This is a genomic window from Paraburkholderia gardini (genome assembly GCF_907164545.1).
Lineage (GTDB): Bacteria > Pseudomonadota > Gammaproteobacteria > Burkholderiales > Burkholderiaceae > Paraburkholderia > Paraburkholderia gardini.
Map to the genome: position 1 here is coordinate 13755 of NZ_CAJQZB010000041.1, position 17996 is coordinate 31750.

General features: G+C 66.0%; 16 protein-coding genes. 13 read left to right on the forward strand and 3 right to left on the reverse strand.

From position 1 onward, the window contains the following. The first annotated feature begins 43 nt into the window (after positions 1 to 43). The 13 genes from LPA37_RS23240 to LPA37_RS23300 all read left to right on the forward strand — a co-directional run bounded on the left by LPA37_RS23240 (position 44) and on the right by LPA37_RS23300 (position 15412). Positions 44 to 1930 carry a methyl-accepting chemotaxis protein gene (locus LPA37_RS23240; protein ID WP_228979983.1) on the forward strand — a complete coding sequence of 629 codons (1887 nt, stop codon included), beginning with the start codon at positions 44 to 46 and terminating at the stop codon, positions 1928 to 1930. Between the two features lie 16 nt (positions 1931 to 1946). After that, positions 1947 to 2885 (forward strand): CheR family methyltransferase, encoded by a 939-nt coding sequence (locus tag LPA37_RS23245; protein ID WP_228979982.1) that lies wholly within the window; start codon positions 1947 to 1949, stop codon positions 2883 to 2885. Beyond that, positions 2882 to 3652 carry a chemoreceptor glutamine deamidase CheD gene (gene cheD / locus LPA37_RS23250; protein WP_228979981.1) on the forward strand — a complete coding sequence of 257 codons (771 nt, stop codon included), beginning with the start codon at positions 2882 to 2884 and terminating at the stop codon, positions 3650 to 3652. Before LPA37_RS23245 ends, cheD begins: the two co-directional genes overlap by 4 nt. A gap of 5 nt (positions 3653 to 3657) precedes the next feature. Then, entirely contained in the window at positions 3658 to 4743 is a 1086-nt protein-coding gene (locus tag LPA37_RS23255; RefSeq protein WP_228980018.1) for a protein-glutamate methylesterase/protein-glutamine glutaminase, read from the forward strand. Between the two features lie 71 nt (positions 4744 to 4814). Continuing rightward, complete coding sequence (gene cheY / locus LPA37_RS23260; RefSeq protein ID WP_090535160.1) at positions 4815 to 5210, forward strand: chemotaxis response regulator CheY; 396 nt, start codon at positions 4815 to 4817, stop codon at positions 5208 to 5210. A 2-nt stretch (positions 5211 to 5212) separates the two neighbouring features. Next, positions 5213 to 5929, forward strand: coding sequence for a protein phosphatase CheZ (gene cheZ / locus LPA37_RS23265; RefSeq protein WP_228979980.1), 717 nt, complete (start codon positions 5213 to 5215; stop codon positions 5927 to 5929). A gap of 272 nt (positions 5930 to 6201) precedes the next feature. Further along, complete coding sequence (locus LPA37_RS23270; RefSeq protein WP_228979978.1) at positions 6202 to 6726, forward strand: DUF2844 domain-containing protein; 525 nt, start codon at positions 6202 to 6204, stop codon at positions 6724 to 6726. A 55-nt stretch (positions 6727 to 6781) separates the two neighbouring features. Next, a complete protein-coding gene (locus tag LPA37_RS23275; RefSeq protein ID WP_228980016.1) occupies positions 6782 to 8011 on the forward strand; it encodes a DUF3443 domain-containing protein in 1230 nt (409 codons plus the stop codon). 206 nt (positions 8012 to 8217) lie between these two features. Continuing rightward, positions 8218 to 9426, forward strand: coding sequence for a flagellar biosynthesis protein FlhB (flhB, locus tag LPA37_RS23280; RefSeq protein WP_229013835.1), 1209 nt, complete (start codon positions 8218 to 8220; stop codon positions 9424 to 9426). Next, positions 9423 to 11519: a flagellar biosynthesis protein FlhA gene (gene flhA, locus LPA37_RS23285; protein WP_228979974.1), complete on the forward strand. Its 2097-nt coding sequence runs from the start codon at positions 9423 to 9425 to the stop codon at positions 11517 to 11519. The genes flhB and flhA overlap by 4 nt, the downstream gene beginning before the upstream one ends. A gap of 244 nt (positions 11520 to 11763) precedes the next feature. Then, the gene (flhF, locus tag LPA37_RS23290; RefSeq protein ID WP_228979973.1) at positions 11764 to 13785 is read left to right on the forward strand and encodes a flagellar biosynthesis protein FlhF; all 2022 of its coding nucleotides are present in this window, start codon (positions 11764 to 11766) and stop codon (positions 13783 to 13785) included. Then, entirely contained in the window at positions 13778 to 14647 is an 870-nt protein-coding gene (locus LPA37_RS23295) for a MinD/ParA family ATP-binding protein (protein WP_229013836.1), read from the forward strand. Before flhF ends, LPA37_RS23295 begins: the two co-directional genes overlap by 8 nt. A 30-nt stretch (positions 14648 to 14677) precedes the next feature. Beyond that, complete coding sequence (locus LPA37_RS23300; RefSeq protein WP_228979967.1) at positions 14678 to 15412, forward strand: RNA polymerase sigma factor FliA; 735 nt, start codon at positions 14678 to 14680, stop codon at positions 15410 to 15412. Between the two features lie 117 nt (positions 15413 to 15529). Here LPA37_RS23300 and LPA37_RS23305 read toward each other — a convergent pair whose 3' ends face one another. The 3 genes from LPA37_RS23305 to flgA all read right to left on the reverse strand — a co-directional run bounded on the left by LPA37_RS23305 (position 15530) and on the right by flgA (position 17919). Continuing rightward, positions 15530 to 15979 carry a flagella synthesis protein FlgN gene (locus LPA37_RS23305; RefSeq protein WP_228979965.1) on the reverse strand — a complete coding sequence of 150 codons (450 nt, stop codon included), beginning with the start codon at positions 15977 to 15979 and terminating at the stop codon, positions 15530 to 15532. A 95-nt stretch (positions 15980 to 16074) separates the two neighbouring features. Continuing rightward, the gene (gene flgM, locus LPA37_RS23310) at positions 16075 to 16437 is read right to left on the reverse strand and encodes a flagellar biosynthesis anti-sigma factor FlgM (RefSeq protein ID WP_228979963.1); all 363 of its coding nucleotides are present in this window, start codon (positions 16435 to 16437) and stop codon (positions 16075 to 16077) included. A gap of 144 nt (positions 16438 to 16581) precedes the next feature. Further along, entirely contained in the window at positions 16582 to 17919 is a 1338-nt protein-coding gene (gene flgA, locus LPA37_RS23315) for a flagellar basal body P-ring formation chaperone FlgA (protein ID WP_229013837.1), read from the reverse strand. Between the last annotated feature and the right edge of the window lie 77 nt (positions 17920 to 17996).

A 17996-nucleotide genomic window follows, 5' to 3' on the forward strand; every position in this document is an offset into this window, starting at 1 on the left:
CGCGCCGGCGCGCATACGTACACAGGTAAAACGGGAGAACACGATGCTGGGCAAGTTGTCGATCCGCACCTCGCTGACAGCGGTGGGCGCCCTTCTGGTTGCGCTGACCGTGGTGGTCGGCGCACTCGGACTGGCGGCGCTGAATCGCGCGAGCCAGTCGCTTGACGCGATCGCACGAGGCGATCTGGTCGCGATTCACGCGCTCGACGACGCGGCGTCGTTCATGCTGCGTTCCCGCATTTCGCTGAACCGCTTCGAGGCGCTGACGGCGGCCGGCAACGCGGACGAAGCGAAGAAGGCGTTCGATCGCGCGCAGGTCCTGCTCGCATCGTCGAACGACGCGTGGCAGGCCTATCTCGGCACAGCGAAGAACGGCGTCGACGCAGCGCTGCTGGACGAACTGCTGGCACGCCGCACGACGGTGATGCGTGACGGCGTCGATCCCGAATTCGCGGCCTTGCGCGCAAACGATCTCGCGGCTTACCACGCGATCGCGGACACGAAGATCAGCCCGATGTTCGTCGCCTACGACAACGCCGCCGTGCCGGTCCTGAAGGCGCTGCAGCAGAACGCCGTCGACGGCCAGAAGGCTTCGGAGTCGAATATTTCGACGATGACGGCGTTCATCATCGGCGTCACGGTGCTGGCGCTCGTGCTGGTCGTGCTGATCCGCTTCGCGCTGCGCGGCCTGATCGTGCAACCGCTGAACGACGCTGTCGATGCCTTCGAGCGGATTGCTTCGGGCGACCTCACGCATCCGGTCGAAGTGTTCAGCACGAACGAAATCGGACGCCTCTTCAGCGCGATCAGGCACATGCAGGAGAGCCTCTCGACGATGGTGAAATCCGTGCACAGCAGCACCGGATCGATCGATACCGGCGCGCGCGAGATTGCCATGGGCAACACCGATCTGTCGCAACGCACCGAGCAGCAGGCGGCTTCGCTGCAAGAGACCGCGTCGAGCATGGAGCAGCTCACGGGCACCGTGCGCCAGAACGCGGAAAACGCGCGCCAGGCGAGCCAGCTGGCCGTCAACGCGTCCGATATCGCGACGCGCGGCGGCGAGGTGGTGAGCCAGGTCGTCAGCACGATGCAGGACATCGCGACGAGTTCGAACAAGGTCGTCGACATCATCGGTGTGATCGAAGGCATCGCGTTCCAGACCAATATTCTTGCGCTGAACGCCGCCGTCGAAGCGGCGCGTGCCGGCGAGCAGGGTCGCGGTTTCGCGGTCGTCGCCGGCGAAGTGCGCAGCCTCGCGCAACGCAGCGCGAGCGCGGCGAAGGAAATCAAGGAACTGATCGGTACGTCCACCGACAAGGTTCAGAGCGGTTCGGTGCTGGTGGGCCGCGCCGGCACGACGATGGACGAGATCGTGCAGGCGGTGCGCCGCGTAACCGACATCATGGGCGAGATCAGCGCGGCATCGGAAGAGCAGTCGACCGGCATCGAGCAGGTCAACCGCGCCGTCGTGCAAATGGACGAGGTGACGCAGCAGAACGCGGCGCTCGTCGAAGAAGCGGCGGCCGCCGCCGCATCGCTCGAAGAACAGACGCGCCAGTTGCAGACCGTGGTCGGCGGCTGGCGGGTAGCGGGCGGTGTCGAGGCGCAGCAGCGCGGTGTCGCGCGGACGCAGCGTACGCGCGCGCCGGCGACCCCGGCGGCGAAGCCCGCCGCGCAGGCAGCACCTGCGACGGGGCTTTCGGCCGCTCCGGCTCATGCAGCACACGCGACAAAACCACCGGCGCCCGTGCAGGCAGCACCCGCGACGGCGGCACCGCTCCTGCGGCCCGAACCCGCGGCGCTCCGTGCCGAACCCGCGATGAAGCAGAGGAAGACACCGGCAGGCACAAGCGAACCGGCAGCGCGTCCGGCCCCCCCACCTGCGTCCAGCACAGCCGGCTCCGACGCCGACTGGGAAACGTTCTAGGAATTGGCGGTCAGGCATGATGGCAACGCGCGCAGAACCGCGGCCCGAAAGGGCTGATGCAGTTCGTTCCGGTGATCAGGGACGTGATTTCGAATTCACGTCGGCGGATTTCGCACGTATTCGCGAGCTGATCCACCGCGGCGCGGGAATCTCGCTGTCGGACCACAAGCGGGACATGGCGTACAGCCGCCTCGCGCGGCGCCTGCGTGCGCGCGGCCTCGAAAGCTTCAAGTCGTATCTCGACCTGCTCGAATCGGCGAACGATCCGGCCGAGTGGGAAGCGTTCACGAACGCGCTCACCACCAACCTCACCGCGTTTTTCCGCGAGGCGCATCACTTTCCGATCCTCGCCGACTTCGTGAAGAAGCGCAGCGCGCCAGTATCGGTGTGGTGCTCGGCGGCTTCGACGGGCGAAGAGCCGTATTCCATCGCGATGACGCTGATCGAGGCACTCGGCGACAGCGCGGCGCGCAGCGCCACCGTGCTCGGCACCGACATCGACACGCAGGTGCTCGCCAGGGCCGAAGCCGGCACGTACCAGTTCGACCAGGTCAAGCACCTGTCGCCGGAACGGCTCAAGCGTTTCTTCTTGCGCGGCACCGGCGCGCACGCCGGCATGGTGAAGGTGCGCCCGGAAGTGCGCGCGATGGTCCGCTTCGACCAGCTCAACCTGACCGACCGCGATTACGCGTTGCGCTCGCAGTTCGACGCGATCTTCTGCCGCAACGTGATGATCTATTTCGACAAGCCGACGCAGTCACACGTGCTGTCGCGCTTCGAGCCGCTCGTGAAGCCGGGCGGGCTGCTGTTCGCCGGCCACTCCGAGAACTTCACTTATGTGACGCAGGCCTTCAGACTGCGCGGCCAGACCGTCTATGAACTGACGCGCGACAGCGGCGGCGCGCGCGGCACGTCGCGCACCGGCGCGCCGGCAATGGGTGAGGTCAACGCATGAGCAGCACCTTGCCGATCGCGAACAATCTTTATTTCGACAATCACTTCAAGCGTCCCGGCGTCAAACTGCTGCCGAACGAGTTCTACACGACCTCCGAGGACATGGTGCTCGTCACCGTGCTCGGCTCGTGCGTGGCCGCGTGCATCCAGGATCGCACGGCGGGCATCGGCGGCATGAATCACTTCATGCTGCCCGATGACGGCGCCGACGCCGTGCAGGCCGCGTCGGATTCGATGCGCTACGGCGCGTACGCGATGGAAGTGCTGATCAACGAGCTCATCAAGGCGGGCGGGCGGCGCGAGCGCTTCGAAGCCAAGGTGTTCGGCGGCGCGGCCGTGCTCGCCGGCATGACGACGATGAACATCGGCGACCGCAACTCGGAGTTCGTGCGCCGCTATCTCGCGCTCGAAAAAATCCGCATCCTCGCCGAGGATCTGCAGGGTGGCCATCCGCGCAAGGTGGCGTTCATGCCGCGCACGGGCCAGGTGATGGTGAAGAAGCTGCGTCTGCAACAGGATCAAGGGGTCGCCGAGCGCGAGCAGGCGCTCGCCCGGCAGACCGCCGAAGCGCGGGCCGACCGGCTCGCGCGGGCCCGCGAGCGGGTCGAACTCTTTGCGTCGCCGGCTGGCAGGCCGCGCATCGAGCTGTTTGGCTCGAACCCGGCAGCAGGTGCGGCACCGGCCGCGCCGGCGAAGCCGCGCATCGAATTGTTTGGCGCAACGCGCCCGACTACCCAGAACAACGCCAGGACCGTGGAGGAGGCGTGACAGCCGTGCAAAAAATCAAGGTGTTGTGTGTCGACGATTCGGCGCTGATCCGTAGCCTGATGACCGAAATCATCAACGAACAGCCGGACATGATGGTCGTCGCGACCGCGCCGGATCCGCTTGTCGCGCGCGATCTCATCAAGCAGCACAATCCGGACGTGTTGACGCTCGACGTCGAAATGCCGCGCATGGACGGTCTCGATTTCCTCGAGAAGCTGATGCGCCTTCGGCCGATGCCGGTCGTGATGGTGTCGTCGCTGACCGAGCGCGGCTCGGAAATCACGTTGCGCGCGCTCGAACTCGGCGCGGTGGATTTCGTGACGAAGCCGCGCGTCGGCATTCGTGACGGCATGCTCGAATACGCCGAAAAGCTCGCCGACAAGGTGCGCGCCGCTGCCCGCGCCCGCGTGCGCCAGGCCGCGCCCGCGCCGCAACCCGGTGCGCACGCGCAGGCGCCTGCTGCCCCGGCGCCGCTCTTCAACAATCCGCTGGTATCGACCGAAAAGCTGATCATCGTCGGCGCATCGACGGGCGGCACTGAAGCGATCCGCGAAGTGCTCGTGCCGTTGCCGCCGGACGCGCCCGCCGTGCTGATCGCGCAACACATGCCGCCGGGATTTACAAAATCTTTTGCGCAACGGCTCAATGGTTTGTGTCGCATTACCGTTAAAGAAGCTGAGCACGGTGAGCGCGTGCTGCCAGGGCACGCTTACATCGCGCCCGGTCACGCCCACCTCTTGCTGGCAAGAAGCGGCGCGAACTATATTGCCCACCTGTCCGAGGAGCCGCCGGTAAACCGGCACCGGCCTTCGGTCGATGTGCTGTTCCGCTCGGCGGCGCAGCATGCGGGCAAGAACGCACTCGGCGTGATCCTGACCGGCATGGGGCGCGACGGTGCGGCAGGGTTGCTGGATATGAAAAAGGCGGGCGCCTACACGCTCGCTCAGGATGAGGCGAGCTGTATCGTGTTCGGGATGCCGCGCGAGGCCATTGCATTGGGCGCCGCGGATGAAATCGCATCGCTGGCCGACATGAGCCGGCGCGTCATGGCCCGTCTTGCGTCGATGGGCGACCGCGTACAGCGGGTATGATGCCGGCCTGAAACTGAACGAACAGGCGGACGCTCGCCGCACCTTCGAAGACACGGGAAAAGGGAATTGAAATGGATAAGGGAATGAAAATTCTGGTGGTGGACGACTTTCCGACGATGCGCCGGATCGTTCGCAACCTGCTGAAGGAACTGGGCTATTCGAACGTCGACGAGGCGGAAGACGGCGCGGTGGGTCTCTCGCGTCTGCGCAGCGGCCGCTACGACTTCGTGATTTCCGACTGGAACATGCCGAATCTCGACGGCCTCGCGATGCTGAAGGAAATTCGCGCCGACGCGAACCTGACGCACCTGCCGGTGCTGATGGTGACGGCGGAATCGAAGAAGGAAAACATTATCGCGGCGGCGCAGGCCGGTGCGAGCGGCTATGTGGTCAAGCCGTTCACGGCGGTGACGCTCGACGAGAAGCTCAACAAGATTCTCGAGAAGATGGCGAAGACGGGGAGCTGACTGTGAACGAGCCGACCGACGCGCAAGACGCCGATTCGCGGGACGACGGCAGCGATATCGCGACCGATCGTATTCTCGCCCGCATCGGGCAACTGACGCGCACGCTGCGCGATTCGATGCGCGAACTGGGGCTCGACAAGCATGTCGAGCGTGCCGCGGAAGCCGTGCCCGACGCGCGCGACCGTCTGAAGTACGTTGTGATGATGACGGAGCAGGCCGCCGAACGCGTCCTGACCGCCATTGAAATCGCGAAGCCGGTGCAGGAGCAGTTGCAGAAAGACGCTGCCGTGCTCGAGACGCGCTGGGACGAGTGGTACGCCGCGCCCATCGAACGCGAGGAAGTGCGCGCGCTGATGGGCGACACGCGCACGTTCCTGAAGAACCTGCCCGATTCGACGACGGCGACGAGCTCGCAACTCCTCGAAATCATGCTCGCGCAGGATTTCCAGGATCTGACGGGCCAGGTCATCAAGAAGATCATGGACGTCGTGTACCTGATCGAGCAGCAGCTGCTTGGCGTGCTGGTCGAGAACATCGCGCCGGAGCGTCGTGAGCAGTTCGCGGCGACCGCGGCGGCACTGGTGGCTTCCGACCCGGCCGCTCCGACGGGCAGCCCGGAAGGCCTGCTCAACGGGCCGCAGATCAACCCGGAAGGCAAGGCCGACGTCGTGCAGGATCAGGCGCAGGTCGACGATCTGCTCGCGAGCCTCGGGTTTTAATGCAGGGCCGCGTGACGGCGCGCGTCGAAATGCGCGCCGGTGCGCGCGAAAGCGCCTCGCCGTCACAGGCGGTGACGTGAAGCGCGCTTGCCGCGTGGCGGAACAGGCGGAACAGGCTCTTTGAAATAATCCACAGGCATACTACGGCGACAGGACGCTGGCGTCCGGATCGCCCGGATCGTCCGATTCACGGCGCACCGGCGGGCCAGTTCCAGAACTGCCGGTTCGCTACCGTACGAACCCGGCGGTCACTTGCCAAGGGGAGCCTGGGAATGTCGAAATCGAGTCACCTCGCGCGCGTCGTTACGCTGACGTCGCTCGGATTGTGCTGTACGTTGATCGCTGCCCGCTCCGCTCACGCAGGGCTGGGCGGCAGTCCGATGACAACACCCGCGGGGGCTTCCACCTCATCGCGCGTCGTGCAGGGCTCAGCGGTTGTTTCCCGCTCTGCTTCCGCTTCACCCTCCCAGTCCGCTTCCACCGCCTACACCGTTCGCGAGACGACGTTCGGCTCCGGCACCGTCGTGCATGAGTATGTGTCGTCGGCGGGGACGGTGTTCGGCATCGCGTGGCAGGGTCCGCGGATGCCCGATCTCGCCGACCTGCTCGGCAGCTACTTCCCGCAATACGTCGACGCCGTGAAGGCCGCGCGCGCGACGTCTGGCCGGCGCGGCGTGAGCGCGGTCGACCAGAGCACGCTGGTGGTGCGCTCCGGCGGTCACATGGGTGCGTTCGCTGGCGTCGCGTGGCTGCCGCAGGCGTTGCCGGCCGGCGTCAGCGGCCAGGACATCCAGTGATCCCTTGACCACCAGGAGACGAAGCGTGCAAATCACAACAAAGCTCAAGGGATGGATGCAGGTTGCGGCGGTGGTCGTCATGGCGTCGCTCGTCGCGGCATGCGGCGGCGGAGGCGGCGGCGACAGTGGCAGCAACAACGCGGGCAACGGCATCAGTTCGCTGCCGGCCGGCCCGACGCAGCAGCCGGTCGCGGTGGGCGCCGCGAACACTGTCGCGATTACCGTCGATAAAGGGCTGAAGAACGTCATCAACATCCCCACCGTGAGCGTGCAAATCTGCGCGCCGGGCACGGCGAACTGCCAGATCGTCGATCACGTGCAGCTCGATACGGGCTCGTACGGGCTGCGAATCGTGAGTACGGCGCTCAATGCGACGCTTGGTTCCGCGTTGCCCGTCACGACAGTCAACGGCTCGCAGCACCTGGCTGAATGTGCGTCTTTCGCCGACGGTTTCACGTGGGGCTCCGTGCGCACCGCCGACGTGACCCTCGGCCAGAAGCGGGCGGCCAGTCTGCCGGTCCAGATCATCGGCGATCTGGCGGCGGCCTCCGTGCCCGCGTCGTGTACCGGCGTGCCGGAAAACACCGTCGACGACCTGCGCGTGAACGGCATCCTCGGCATCGGCGTGATGCAGAACGATTGCGGTACGACGTGTCTGGACCCGACCTCCAGCAATTATTACGGGTGCACCGGCAACACATGCACGCCCACGATTGCGACTACGGCCGTGCAGGTCGCCAACCCGGTGCCGAAATTCAGCGGCGACAACAACGGGGTGATCGTGCAATTGCCGCCGGTGTCGAATACCGGCGCGGCTTCGGCGCAGGGCACGCTCGTGTTCGGCATCAACACGCAGTCGAACAACACGCTGACGGCCGCGCAGACCTTCCTGTCCGACTCCGCTGGCGACCTGACCGGCAGTACGTTCAATGGCAATCCCGCGACCGCGCTGTTCGATACGGGCTCGAACGGCTATTTCTTCGACGATTCGACGCTCGCCGCCTGCGGCAGCAACGAGCCGGGCTTCTACTGCCCGCCGAGCGCGCAGACGCGGCCCTTCACGGTGAAGGGCACCGGCAGCGCGAGCGCGAACGTCAACATGAACGTCGTCAGCGCGGCGACGCTCGTCTCGGGCGGCACCAACTTCGCGTTCAACGACCTGGCCGGCGAGGGCATCAGGGCCGGCTGGGTCGATCTCGGCCTGCCGTTTTTCTTCGGCCGCTATGTGTACTTCGGCATGGATCTGAGCTCGACGGGCGGCCCGGCGCCATTCATCGCGTTCTGACCGGGCGGGGCGGTTCCGCCTGACGCGGCGCCGCCCCGACCTCCTGGTCACACCGATGCACCGGCGCCGCCTGAGCCGGGCGCGCGTTTCATCCCCCGAAATACCCCCCTTTCCCCGGCTTTATCCGCCGATGGTCGCTCGACTTCTGCGGGAATAATCGCTCTCACTGAAAAAGGGCAGGGTGCCCCGATCATCTGGAGAGCGCGTTGGCAGAGGATAGCGACCTCGAAAAAACCGAATCAGCCACTCCCCGGCGCATTGAAAAGGCGCGGGAAGAGGGGCAGGTTGCGCGTTCCCGGGAGCTTTCGACCTTCGCGCTGCTGTCGGCGGGCTTTTTCGGCACGTGGGCGATGTCCGGTTCGATCGGCGAGCACACGCAGAACATGCTGCGCGCGGCCTTCACGTTCGACCACGCGACCGTCTTCGAAACGCGCAGCATGCTGATCGGCGCGGGCGTCGTGGGTCGCGAAGGTCTTTCCGTGCTGTTTCCGGTTCTCGCGCTGACGGGCGTCGCCGCGCTGCTCGCGCCGCTCGCGCTCGGCGGCTGGCTGATCTCGACGAAATCCTGGGAGCCGAAGTTCAGCCGGCTCGACCCGATCGCGGGTCTGGGCCGCATGTTTTCGATCAACGGCCCGATCCAGCTTGGCCTGTCGTTCGCGAAGACGCTGGTGGTCGGCATCATCGGCACGACGGCGATCCTGAATCGTCGCGATGAAATCCTCGCGCTCGCCATGCAGCCGATGCACGAGGCGTTCGCCAACGCGGTTCATCTGATCGGCGTCTGCTGCGGCATGACCGTGGCCGGCATGGCGCTCGTCGCCGCGCTCGACGTGCCGTATCAGCTCTGGTCGTACCACAAGAAGTTGCGCATGACGAAGGACGAAGTGAAACGCGAGCACCGCGAAAACGAAGGCGATCCGCACGTGAAGGGCCGCATCCGCCAGCAGCAGCGCGCGATCGCGCGGCGCCGGATGATGGGGGAAGTGCCGAAGGCGGACGTCGTCGTGACCAACCCGACCCACTTCGCCGTTGCGTTGAAGTACACGGACGGCGAGATGCGCGCGCCGAAGGTCGTCGCCAAGGGCGTGAATCTCGTGGCGGCGCGCATCCGCGAACTGGCCGTCGAAAACAACGTGCCGCTGCTCGAAGCGCCGCCGCTTGCACGGGCGCTGTATCACAACGTCGAGCTGAACCGTGAAATTCCGGGCCCGCTCTACGGCGCGGTCGCCGAAGTGCTGGCGTGGGTCTACCAGCTCAAACGGTTCAGGGACGAAGGCGGCGAAAAGCCGGTCGCGCCGACGGAGTTCGACGTGCCCGCCGAACTCGACAAGGGCGGCGTCCCCGACGACGAAGCCATGCAGGAAGCCGCCGACGCACTCGGCGATGAAAACGAAGGCAAGGGAGCCTCAGCATGAACGCACGCATCGGGTTCCTTTCGCGACGGCCGGACGCATTGAGCGGCACCAACCTGCGCGCGCTCGCGGGTCCAGTGCTGATCGTCATGATCCTCGGCATGATGATCCTGCCGTTGCCGCCCTTCCTGCTGGACCTGCTGTTCACGTTCAACATCGCGCTTTCGGTGATGGTGCTGCTCGTCGCCATGTACACGATGAAGCCGCTCGATTTCGCGGCGTTCCCGAGCGTGCTGCTGTTCTCCACGCTGTTGCGGCTCTCGCTGAACGTGGCGTCCACGCGGGTCGTGCTGCTCGAAGGTCACAAAGGACCGGACGCGGCCGGCCAGGTGATCGAGTCGTTCGGTCACTTCCTCGTGGGCGGCAACTTCGCGGTCGGTATCGTCGTCTTCGTCATCCTGATGGTGATCAACTTCATGGTGATCACGAAGGGCGCGGGGCGGATCGCGGAAGTGTCCGCGCGCTTCACGCTCGACGCGATGCCCGGCAAGCAGATGGCGATCGACGCCGACCTGAACGCCGGCCTGATCAACGAAGAACAGGCGCGCAAGCGCCGCCTGGAAATCTCCCAGGAAGCCGAGTTCTACGGCTCGATGGACGGCGCGAGCAAGTTCGTGCGCGGCGATGCGATCGCCGGCCTGCTGATCATGGTGATCAACATCATCGGCGGGCTGATCGTCGGCGTGGTCCAGCACAACATGGACTTCGCGGCGGCCGGCAAGGTCTACACGCTGCTGACGATCGGTGACGGCCTCGTCGCGCAGATTCCCTCGCTCGTGATTTCGACGGCAGCCGGTGTGATCGTCTCGCGCGTCGCGACCAACGAAGACATCGGCACGCAGCTGACCGGCCAGCTTTTCACGAATCCGCGCGTGCTGGTCATCACCGGCGCGATCCTCGTGCTGATGGGCCTGATTCCGGGCATGCCGCACTTCGCGTTCCTGCTGCTCGGCGGCGGGCTGATCCAGCTTGGCCGCACGATGAAAAAGCGCGCGTCGCAAAGCAAGGCCGCCGCGGCGCTCGTCGACGTCGTGCCGGCCGCGCTCACGTCCACCGAAGCAACCGAAGCCAGCTGGGACGACGTGACGATGATCGACACGCTCGGTCTGGAAGTCGGCTACCGGCTGATTCCGCTGGTCGACAAGAACTCCGACGGCGAACTGCTCAAGCGGATCAAGAGCATCCGCAAGAAATTCGCCCAGGAAATCGGCTTCCTGCCGCCGGTCATCCACATTCGCGACAACCTGGAACTGCGGCCGAACGGCTACCGGATCGCGCTGAAGGGCGTCGAAGTGGGCGTCGGCGAAGCGTATCCGGGCCAGTGGCTCGCGATCAATCCAGGGCAGGTGACGGCCGCGTTGCCGGGCTCGCCCACACAAGACCCGGCCTTCGGCCTGCCGGCTGTCTGGATCGATACGAACCTGCGCGAACAGGCACAGGTGTATGGCTACACGGTGGTCGATTCGAGCACGGTTGTCGCGACGCACCTGAATCACCTGGTCGTCACGTATGCGTCGGAACTGCTCGGCCGTCAGGAAGTGCAGTCGCTTATCGAGCGGATGCAGAAGGACACGCCTTCGCTCGTCGACGATCTGGTGCCGAAGATCCTGTCGCTCACGACGCTGCAAAAGGTGTTGCAGAACCTGCTGGAAGAAGGCGTGCCGATCCGCGATTTGCGCACGATTCTCGAATCGCTCGCCGAACACGCGCCGAAGATCACGGATGCGCACGACCTCACGGCGGCGGTGCGTCTCGCGCTCGGTCGCGCGATCACGCAGCAGTGGTTCCCGGGCACCGGCGACATGCAGGTGATGGGCCTCGACCCGAATCTCGAACGGGTGTTGTCACAGGCGCTCTCGACCGGCGCGAATCCGGGCCTCGAACCGGGCCTCGCGAATACGCTCCTGACCGAAGTGCAGAAGGCGATGCAGCGCCAGCAACATCTGGGTCTCGCGCCCGTGCTGCTCGTGCAGCATGCGCTGCGTGCGATGCTCGCGCGCTTCCTGCGCCGCAGCCTGCCGCAACTGAAAGTGCTGTCCTACGCGGAAGTGCCCGATACGCGGCACGTGCGCGTTGCCAATGTGATTGGCGCGTAAGGCCGGCCGTTTTGCTTCGCCGCTGGCGTCGAACCAGCGGCCCGCGCACCGCTTCATACCCCACTCCCGTTGCCTTTCGCGCGGATATCGGCGCGCGGGCGCCGTGCGCGGCGCGTGCCTAATGCGCGAATTGCCCGCCTTTCCCGGTCTTTATCCACCGATGGGCGGTGGACTTAATTCGCAATAATCCGTCTCAATGGGAAGCGGTATGTTGCCGGTCCGTGACGCTCATCGGGAGTCAAGCTTGAACATTCGTAAATTTGTCGGCGCAACGAGTCGTGACGCGCTGCGTCTCGTTCGTGAAGCACTGGGCTCCGATGCAGTCGTCCTGTCGAACCGTACGATCGAAGACGGCACGGTCGAAATCGTCGCACTCGCCGATCGCGATCTCGCCGCGATTTCTCCCGCGCAGCAAGCCGCCGATGACTTCGGTTCCGGAGTGTCGTTCGGCGCTGGCAATAGTGGTAACGGCAACTTCGGCACCGGACTGAATGGCGGCGCGGGATATTCTGGCGCGAACCCCGGTTCCGGCACGGGCAGCAACACCACGATGAGCACCGGCTTTGGCGGCGCGCCGGCTTCGTACCCGTCTTCGGCGATGCCGTCGATGGCCGTGAATCCATACGCGAGCGCCATGCCGGATGTCTTTTCCTCGGTGTTCGGCGCGAGTCCGGAAGCCGGCACGGAGCGCGCGGCGACGCCGGCCGGCGAAACCGGATCGAACGACAGCAGCACGCTGGCAGGCAACGCCGGCGGCACCACGTCCAGCACCCGCACGACCGATGACGCACGCATCGAGATCCGTTCCGAAGCGCGGCTCGAAAGCCGTCCGGACACGCGCGCCGGCAGTCGCGCTTCAGGCCGCCCGGAAAACCGCATCGACGCACGTCCGGACATGCCGACGCCACCGTCGGTCATGACGCCGCTGCCGGCAATCGCCGAGGCGCCGGGCCGTCCGCGCACGATGGTCGAAACGAACCCCTGGCTGATCGATCACGCGCGCCGCATCGCGGCGACGGATGTCGCGCACACCGCGAAGTCGGTGATGACGCCGGCCACCGCGATGGCGCGCGGTCTGGGCGCGCCGGTCGACACGCTGGCCGCAATCGACGATCCGGGCACGCCCGACTGGGCGCGCGAAGCCGCCGACCTCGCGGCACGCCGCGCCGCGCCGCGCGCCGCACCGGCGAAAGCCGCCGCGAAGGGCGGCGTGAACTCGCTTGCCGGTCTGTCTCCGGGCGCGGCAGCGGCCGTGACCGACGGCATCAAGGCGCGCATGGAGCAGATCGTCAACGAAACCGTGATGAGCGAGCTCGCATCGCTGCGCGGCATGATGGAAGAGCAGTTCACCGGCCTCTTGTGGGCCGACCGTCAGCGTCGCAGCCCGACGCATGCCGCGCTGACCCGGCATCTGTTCGCAGCCGGTTTCTCGGCGCAGCTCGTGAAGATGATGGTCGAGAACCTGCCGGCGGTCGAAAACATGGACGCGGGCATGGAATGGGTGCATTCGGTGCTCGGGGCGAACCTGCCCGTGATCGAAAACGAAGACGCGCTGATGGAGCGCGGCGGCGTGTTCGCGCTGACGGGGCCGACGGGCGTCGGCAAGACGACCACGACGGCGAAGCTCGCGGCGCGCTGCGTGATGCGCTTCGGCGCAAGCAAGGTGGCGCTGCTGACGACCGACAGCTACCGGATCGGCGGCCACGAGCAACTGCGCATTTTCGGCAAGATCCTCGGCGTCTCGGTACATGCGGTGAAAGACGGCGCGGACCTGCAACTCGCGCTGAGCGAACTGCGCAACAAGCACATCGTGCTGATCGACACGATCGGCATGAGCCAGCGCGACCGCTCGGTGTCGGACCAGATCGCGATGCTGTGCGGCACGGGCCAGCCGGTGCAACGTTTGCTGCTGCTGAACGCAACGAGCCACGGCGACACACTCAACGAAGTGGTGCAGGCCTACCAGAAGTCGCCGGATAACCAGGCGCTCGCCGGCTGCATCCTCACGAAGCTCGATGAAGCGACGAATCTCGGCAGCGTGCTCGACACGGTGATTCGCTACAAGCTGCCGGTGCACTACGTGTCGACCGGCCAGAAGGTGCCGGAGAACCTCTACGTCGCGACGAAGAAATTCCTGATCAAAAGTGCGTTCTGCATTCCGCGCGACGGCTCGCCGTTCGTGCCGCAGGACGACGATATCCCCGCGCTGCTCTCGGCACTGTCGGCGCGTTCGACGGCCGATCTGCACGAGGTTCGCTTTGGATAAGTTCGTGCTCGATCAGGCGGAAGGCTTGCGTCGTCTGCTCAACCGGTCCGGTTCGCGCGTGGTCGCTGTTACGGGCGGCTCGTCCGGCGTCGGTTGCACGACCGCGGTGGTGAATCTCGCGGCCGCGCTCGCGGAGCTTGGCCGCGACGTGCTGGTGATCGACGAGCGTTTTGGCAAGAACTCGGTGAACGGCATGCTCGGCGGCGTGCGCGGCGCGGGCAACTTCACGGCGGTCGTGCGCGGCGAGATGGCGCTCGCGCAGGCCGTCGGCCGCCACGAGCTTGGCTTTGGCGTACTCGTCGCTTCGCGCGGCAATCGCGAGGGCTGCACGCCGGAACAGCTGGCGCTGCTGCTCGCCGGACCGGCTGACATCGTGCTGATCGACGCGGAACTCGACCACGACGGGGCGCTGTCGTCGCTCGCGATGCAGGCCAACGACGTGCTGATCGTCACGCGCATCGACGCCCAGGCGATCACCGACGCGTATGCGTGCATGAAGCGTCTGCATTTCGCGCACGCGATCCCGCAGTTCCGCGTGCTGGTGAATCGCGTCCAGAGCGCGGCGGATGCGCACAGTGCGTTTGAAAATCTGGCGGGCGTCGCGGGGCGGTATCTGACTGTCGCGCTGGAAGAAGCAGGATGTGTGACCGCTGACCCGCGCATGACGCGGGCCGTGGAGTTGTCGCGCTGCGTCGTCGATGCGTTTCCGTCGACACCGGCTGCGCGCGACTTCCGGCAGGTCGCCGGAGAACTGCAGTACTGGCCGATGCGGCCAGCGATGTCGTCACGGACGCCCGGGGTGGCTTCCGCGACAGTAACAGCGGCGAAACACGCCGACCAACCGTCTGCGCAGCACGCCTGAGAGGCGAAGCGCGGAGACAAGGGGAGCACGATGTACAACGCTCAGGGAAAGATCTCCCAGGCCGACGTCCTGGCAAAATACGCACCGCTGGTGCGGCGCCTCGGCCTGCAGCTCGTCGCCAAGATGCCGGCGAGCGTGGATCTCGACGACCTGATCCAGGCCGGCATGATCGGCCTGCTGGATGCGGCGAGCCGGTACAAGGAAGATCAGGGCGCGCAGTTCGAAACGTACGCAAGCCAGCGGATTCGCGGCGCGATGCTCGACGAGCTGCGCAGCAACGACTGGCTGCCGCGCAGCCTGCGCCGCACTTCACGCGAGGTGGAAACGGCGGTGCACAAGGTGGAACAGCATCTGGGCCGCTCGGCGAGCGAGACCGAGATCGCCGATCACCTGAAAATGCCACTCGACGAATATCAGTCGATGCTGCAGGACCTGCATGGCAGCCAGCTGATCTACTACGAAGATTTCGACCGTTCCGCCGACGATGAGCCGTTTCTCGACCGTTACTGCGTCGACCATTCGGACCCGCTGTCGGCGCTGCTCGACGACAGTCTGCGCTCGGCGCTGGTCGAAGCGATCGACCGCCTGCCGGAACGCGAGAAGCTGCTGATGTCGCTGTATTACGAGCGCGGGCTGAACCTGCGGGAGATTGGCGCGGTGATGGAAGTCAGCGAATCGCGCGTGTGCCAGTTGCACAGCCAGGCGGTTGCGCGGCTGCGCACGCGGTTGCGGGAAATGGCGTGGGCGGGAGCGGAGGCGGGCTGATATCAGCCGGTTTCGCGATATCTCCACCCATCGCAGAAAAAGCAACGCGGCGCACCAGGCGCCGCGTTGCTTTTTGTGTCAGGGATTCAGGAAGCGAAACGGTCCGCGTGACCGGGCTTAAAGCCCGTTATTCGCCGGAATCCGTCCGTCCGGGCCGTAGAACCCGACGCGTTCGGTGGTGACCGCGACGTTGAGCGCTTCGAGCGCGCGCTGGTTGTAGTCCATCCGCGTGCGAATCAGCGAACCGTTCAGGGTGTTCGAGCGGCGCGCGCGTTCGGCGGCTTTTTGCAGCAGCGACCATTGCGCGGCCAGTCGCGCATCGCCGTCCGCGGCCAGCTCCATCCCCGGCCAGCCGGCCGGATAGCCGAGCTCAGCCAGTTGCGCATCGCGCAATTGTTCCAGCGTGGAGAGTTTGCCGACCAGTTCGGTTTTCTTTTCGACGATCGGCGGGAGCGTTTCGAGCGGCTCAACGGCAGTGAGCGCCTTTTCTTCCAGGGCGAGAACCGAGGCAAAGGCTTCGACGGTCGAATATTCGTCGATGACAGTAGAAAGCAGGGCGTCTTTCATCACAACTCGCTAGACACGCTGGCCCGCGCGTTGCATGCGGACCCAGTTTGACAAATGCCGCCCGGCACGAGGCGCACCATGCACCGGTGCGTCAATCAGTTGCCGGTCGACGGGCTCTTCTTCTGCAACAGGTTGCGTGCCGTTTCCAGCACGCCATCAGCAATCTTGCCGGTATCGATCTTCAGCGAACCGTCCTTGATCGCCTGACGGATCGATTCGACGCTTGCCGTATCGATGTCGGCCGAGCCAGTGGAGGCGAGGCTGTGCAGATGCGCGGCCAGTCCCGACAGGCTGACGCTCGCGTCGCCCGACGCGCTGCCTGCCGCACTGCTGCTGGCTGCTGCACCGGCGGCCGTTGCGCCCGCGCTCGCCGGAGCGGCGTCGCCGCCTTGCTGCGCACGCTGCGCGGCGTCTTTCAACGTCGGCAGACCTGAATTGGATGTGGAATCGACTTTCACGATTGGCTTCCTGAACGATTTGAGTCTAATAACGGCATTCACGAATCGAAACTTTAGCTCAATCGATACCGCCCGCTTCCGGTCTTCTTCCTGTGCGCACAGTGCTCGCGGCGCCCCGGTGTTCCGTCATCCCGCCCCAGAAAACTAGAGCTGGATCTCGACGGTGCCACCGTTCTTCACAATTCCCTGGATCACCTGGCCACTGGCCGTCTTCACCCGCACCGACTGGCCGGGCGCTGCGTTGTTCATCGCGCTGCCTTCCGCCGAAATCGCAAAACCCTGCCCTTGCGCGACCACTTTCACGGTCTGGCCGATCGTCACCGACGACGCGCTCTTCAGCATGTCCAGGCGCAGCGGCAGGCCGGCGGACACACGCATCGTGGTGGCCGAGCCGATGGCCTGCGACGGATCGGTCACGATCGATTGCGGCAACATCGTCAGATCGCCTTCACGGGCGACGAGGTCGGCGGCGGAAAGCGTCTCGCCGGGATTCATCGGGCGCGAGGCCACGTAATAGGTGGCGTGCACGGTAATGCGCGCCTGCATGTACATCGTCCACGGACGCTCGCCAGCACAGCGCACACCGACAGTCGTGCGGCCCCAGAGGCGCGTGCCGGTCGGCATGAACGGCTCGAACGTCGCGCAGGCGGCGAGCCCGCGCGGAAACACCGGCGCAATCGTGATCTCGACCTTGCCCGGCAGGCCGACGACCTGCTGCTGCAGGAACGCGAGCGCGGCGCGGCGGACCGCTTCGCCGTCCTGCTGGCCGGCGGGAACGGGTGGCGCGGCTTGTACGGCCTGAGTCGCCGCCTGCGTGGGCTGTGCAGCGACGGTCTGCAGCGCAGCGGACAGCACTGTCGGTTGCGAAGCGGGTACGCTGCGCGCCGCTGCATGAGCGCCCATCGCGCGCGTCGTGTTGCCGGCACTGGTGCCCAGTTGCGGCGGCTCGCCGCGCGATGCGAGCGTGTCGAATTGTGCCGCGGCATCGCTGGCGGGCGGGTTCGCCGCGACCGGCCGCACCGGCTCGGCCATGCGCACGGCCGGTTGCGAGGGCGCGATGATCACCGGCGTCACCTGGCGTTCGGCAGGCTGCATGCTGACGCGCATCATGCCCGGAGCCGGCGCCTCGCCCGCGCCGGGAATGACAATCGCACCATCCGCGTGGGCTGCGTTGGCGAACCGGTCGATGTTGTTGCGATCGTTCGGCGACGCGCGGCCGGCTGTGTCCATCGCCGCGCGCTGCATGGCAGCCGTTGGCGCCGGCGCATTCATGCGCCCGGCCATTGCCGCGAGCGCGCCCGGATTCGTCTCGGCGGGTCCCGCGATCACGATCGGTCCGCCGGCGTCCTCCGCGTAGGCGGACGAAGGCAGCGCCGCGCCGGCCGCGCCGACGGCGAGCGCGAGCCACGCCGCCAGCGTCCGTACGGTGCCCGCACTGGCGCGGCGCGCGGTGTGCGGGAGAGCGGAAGCGGACAGGGACATGGTGTTTCTCCATCGGAATGCACTGGTACGAATCGCATTCTAGAGAGCGGCCCTCTCTGGCAAACGTTGAATAGAGG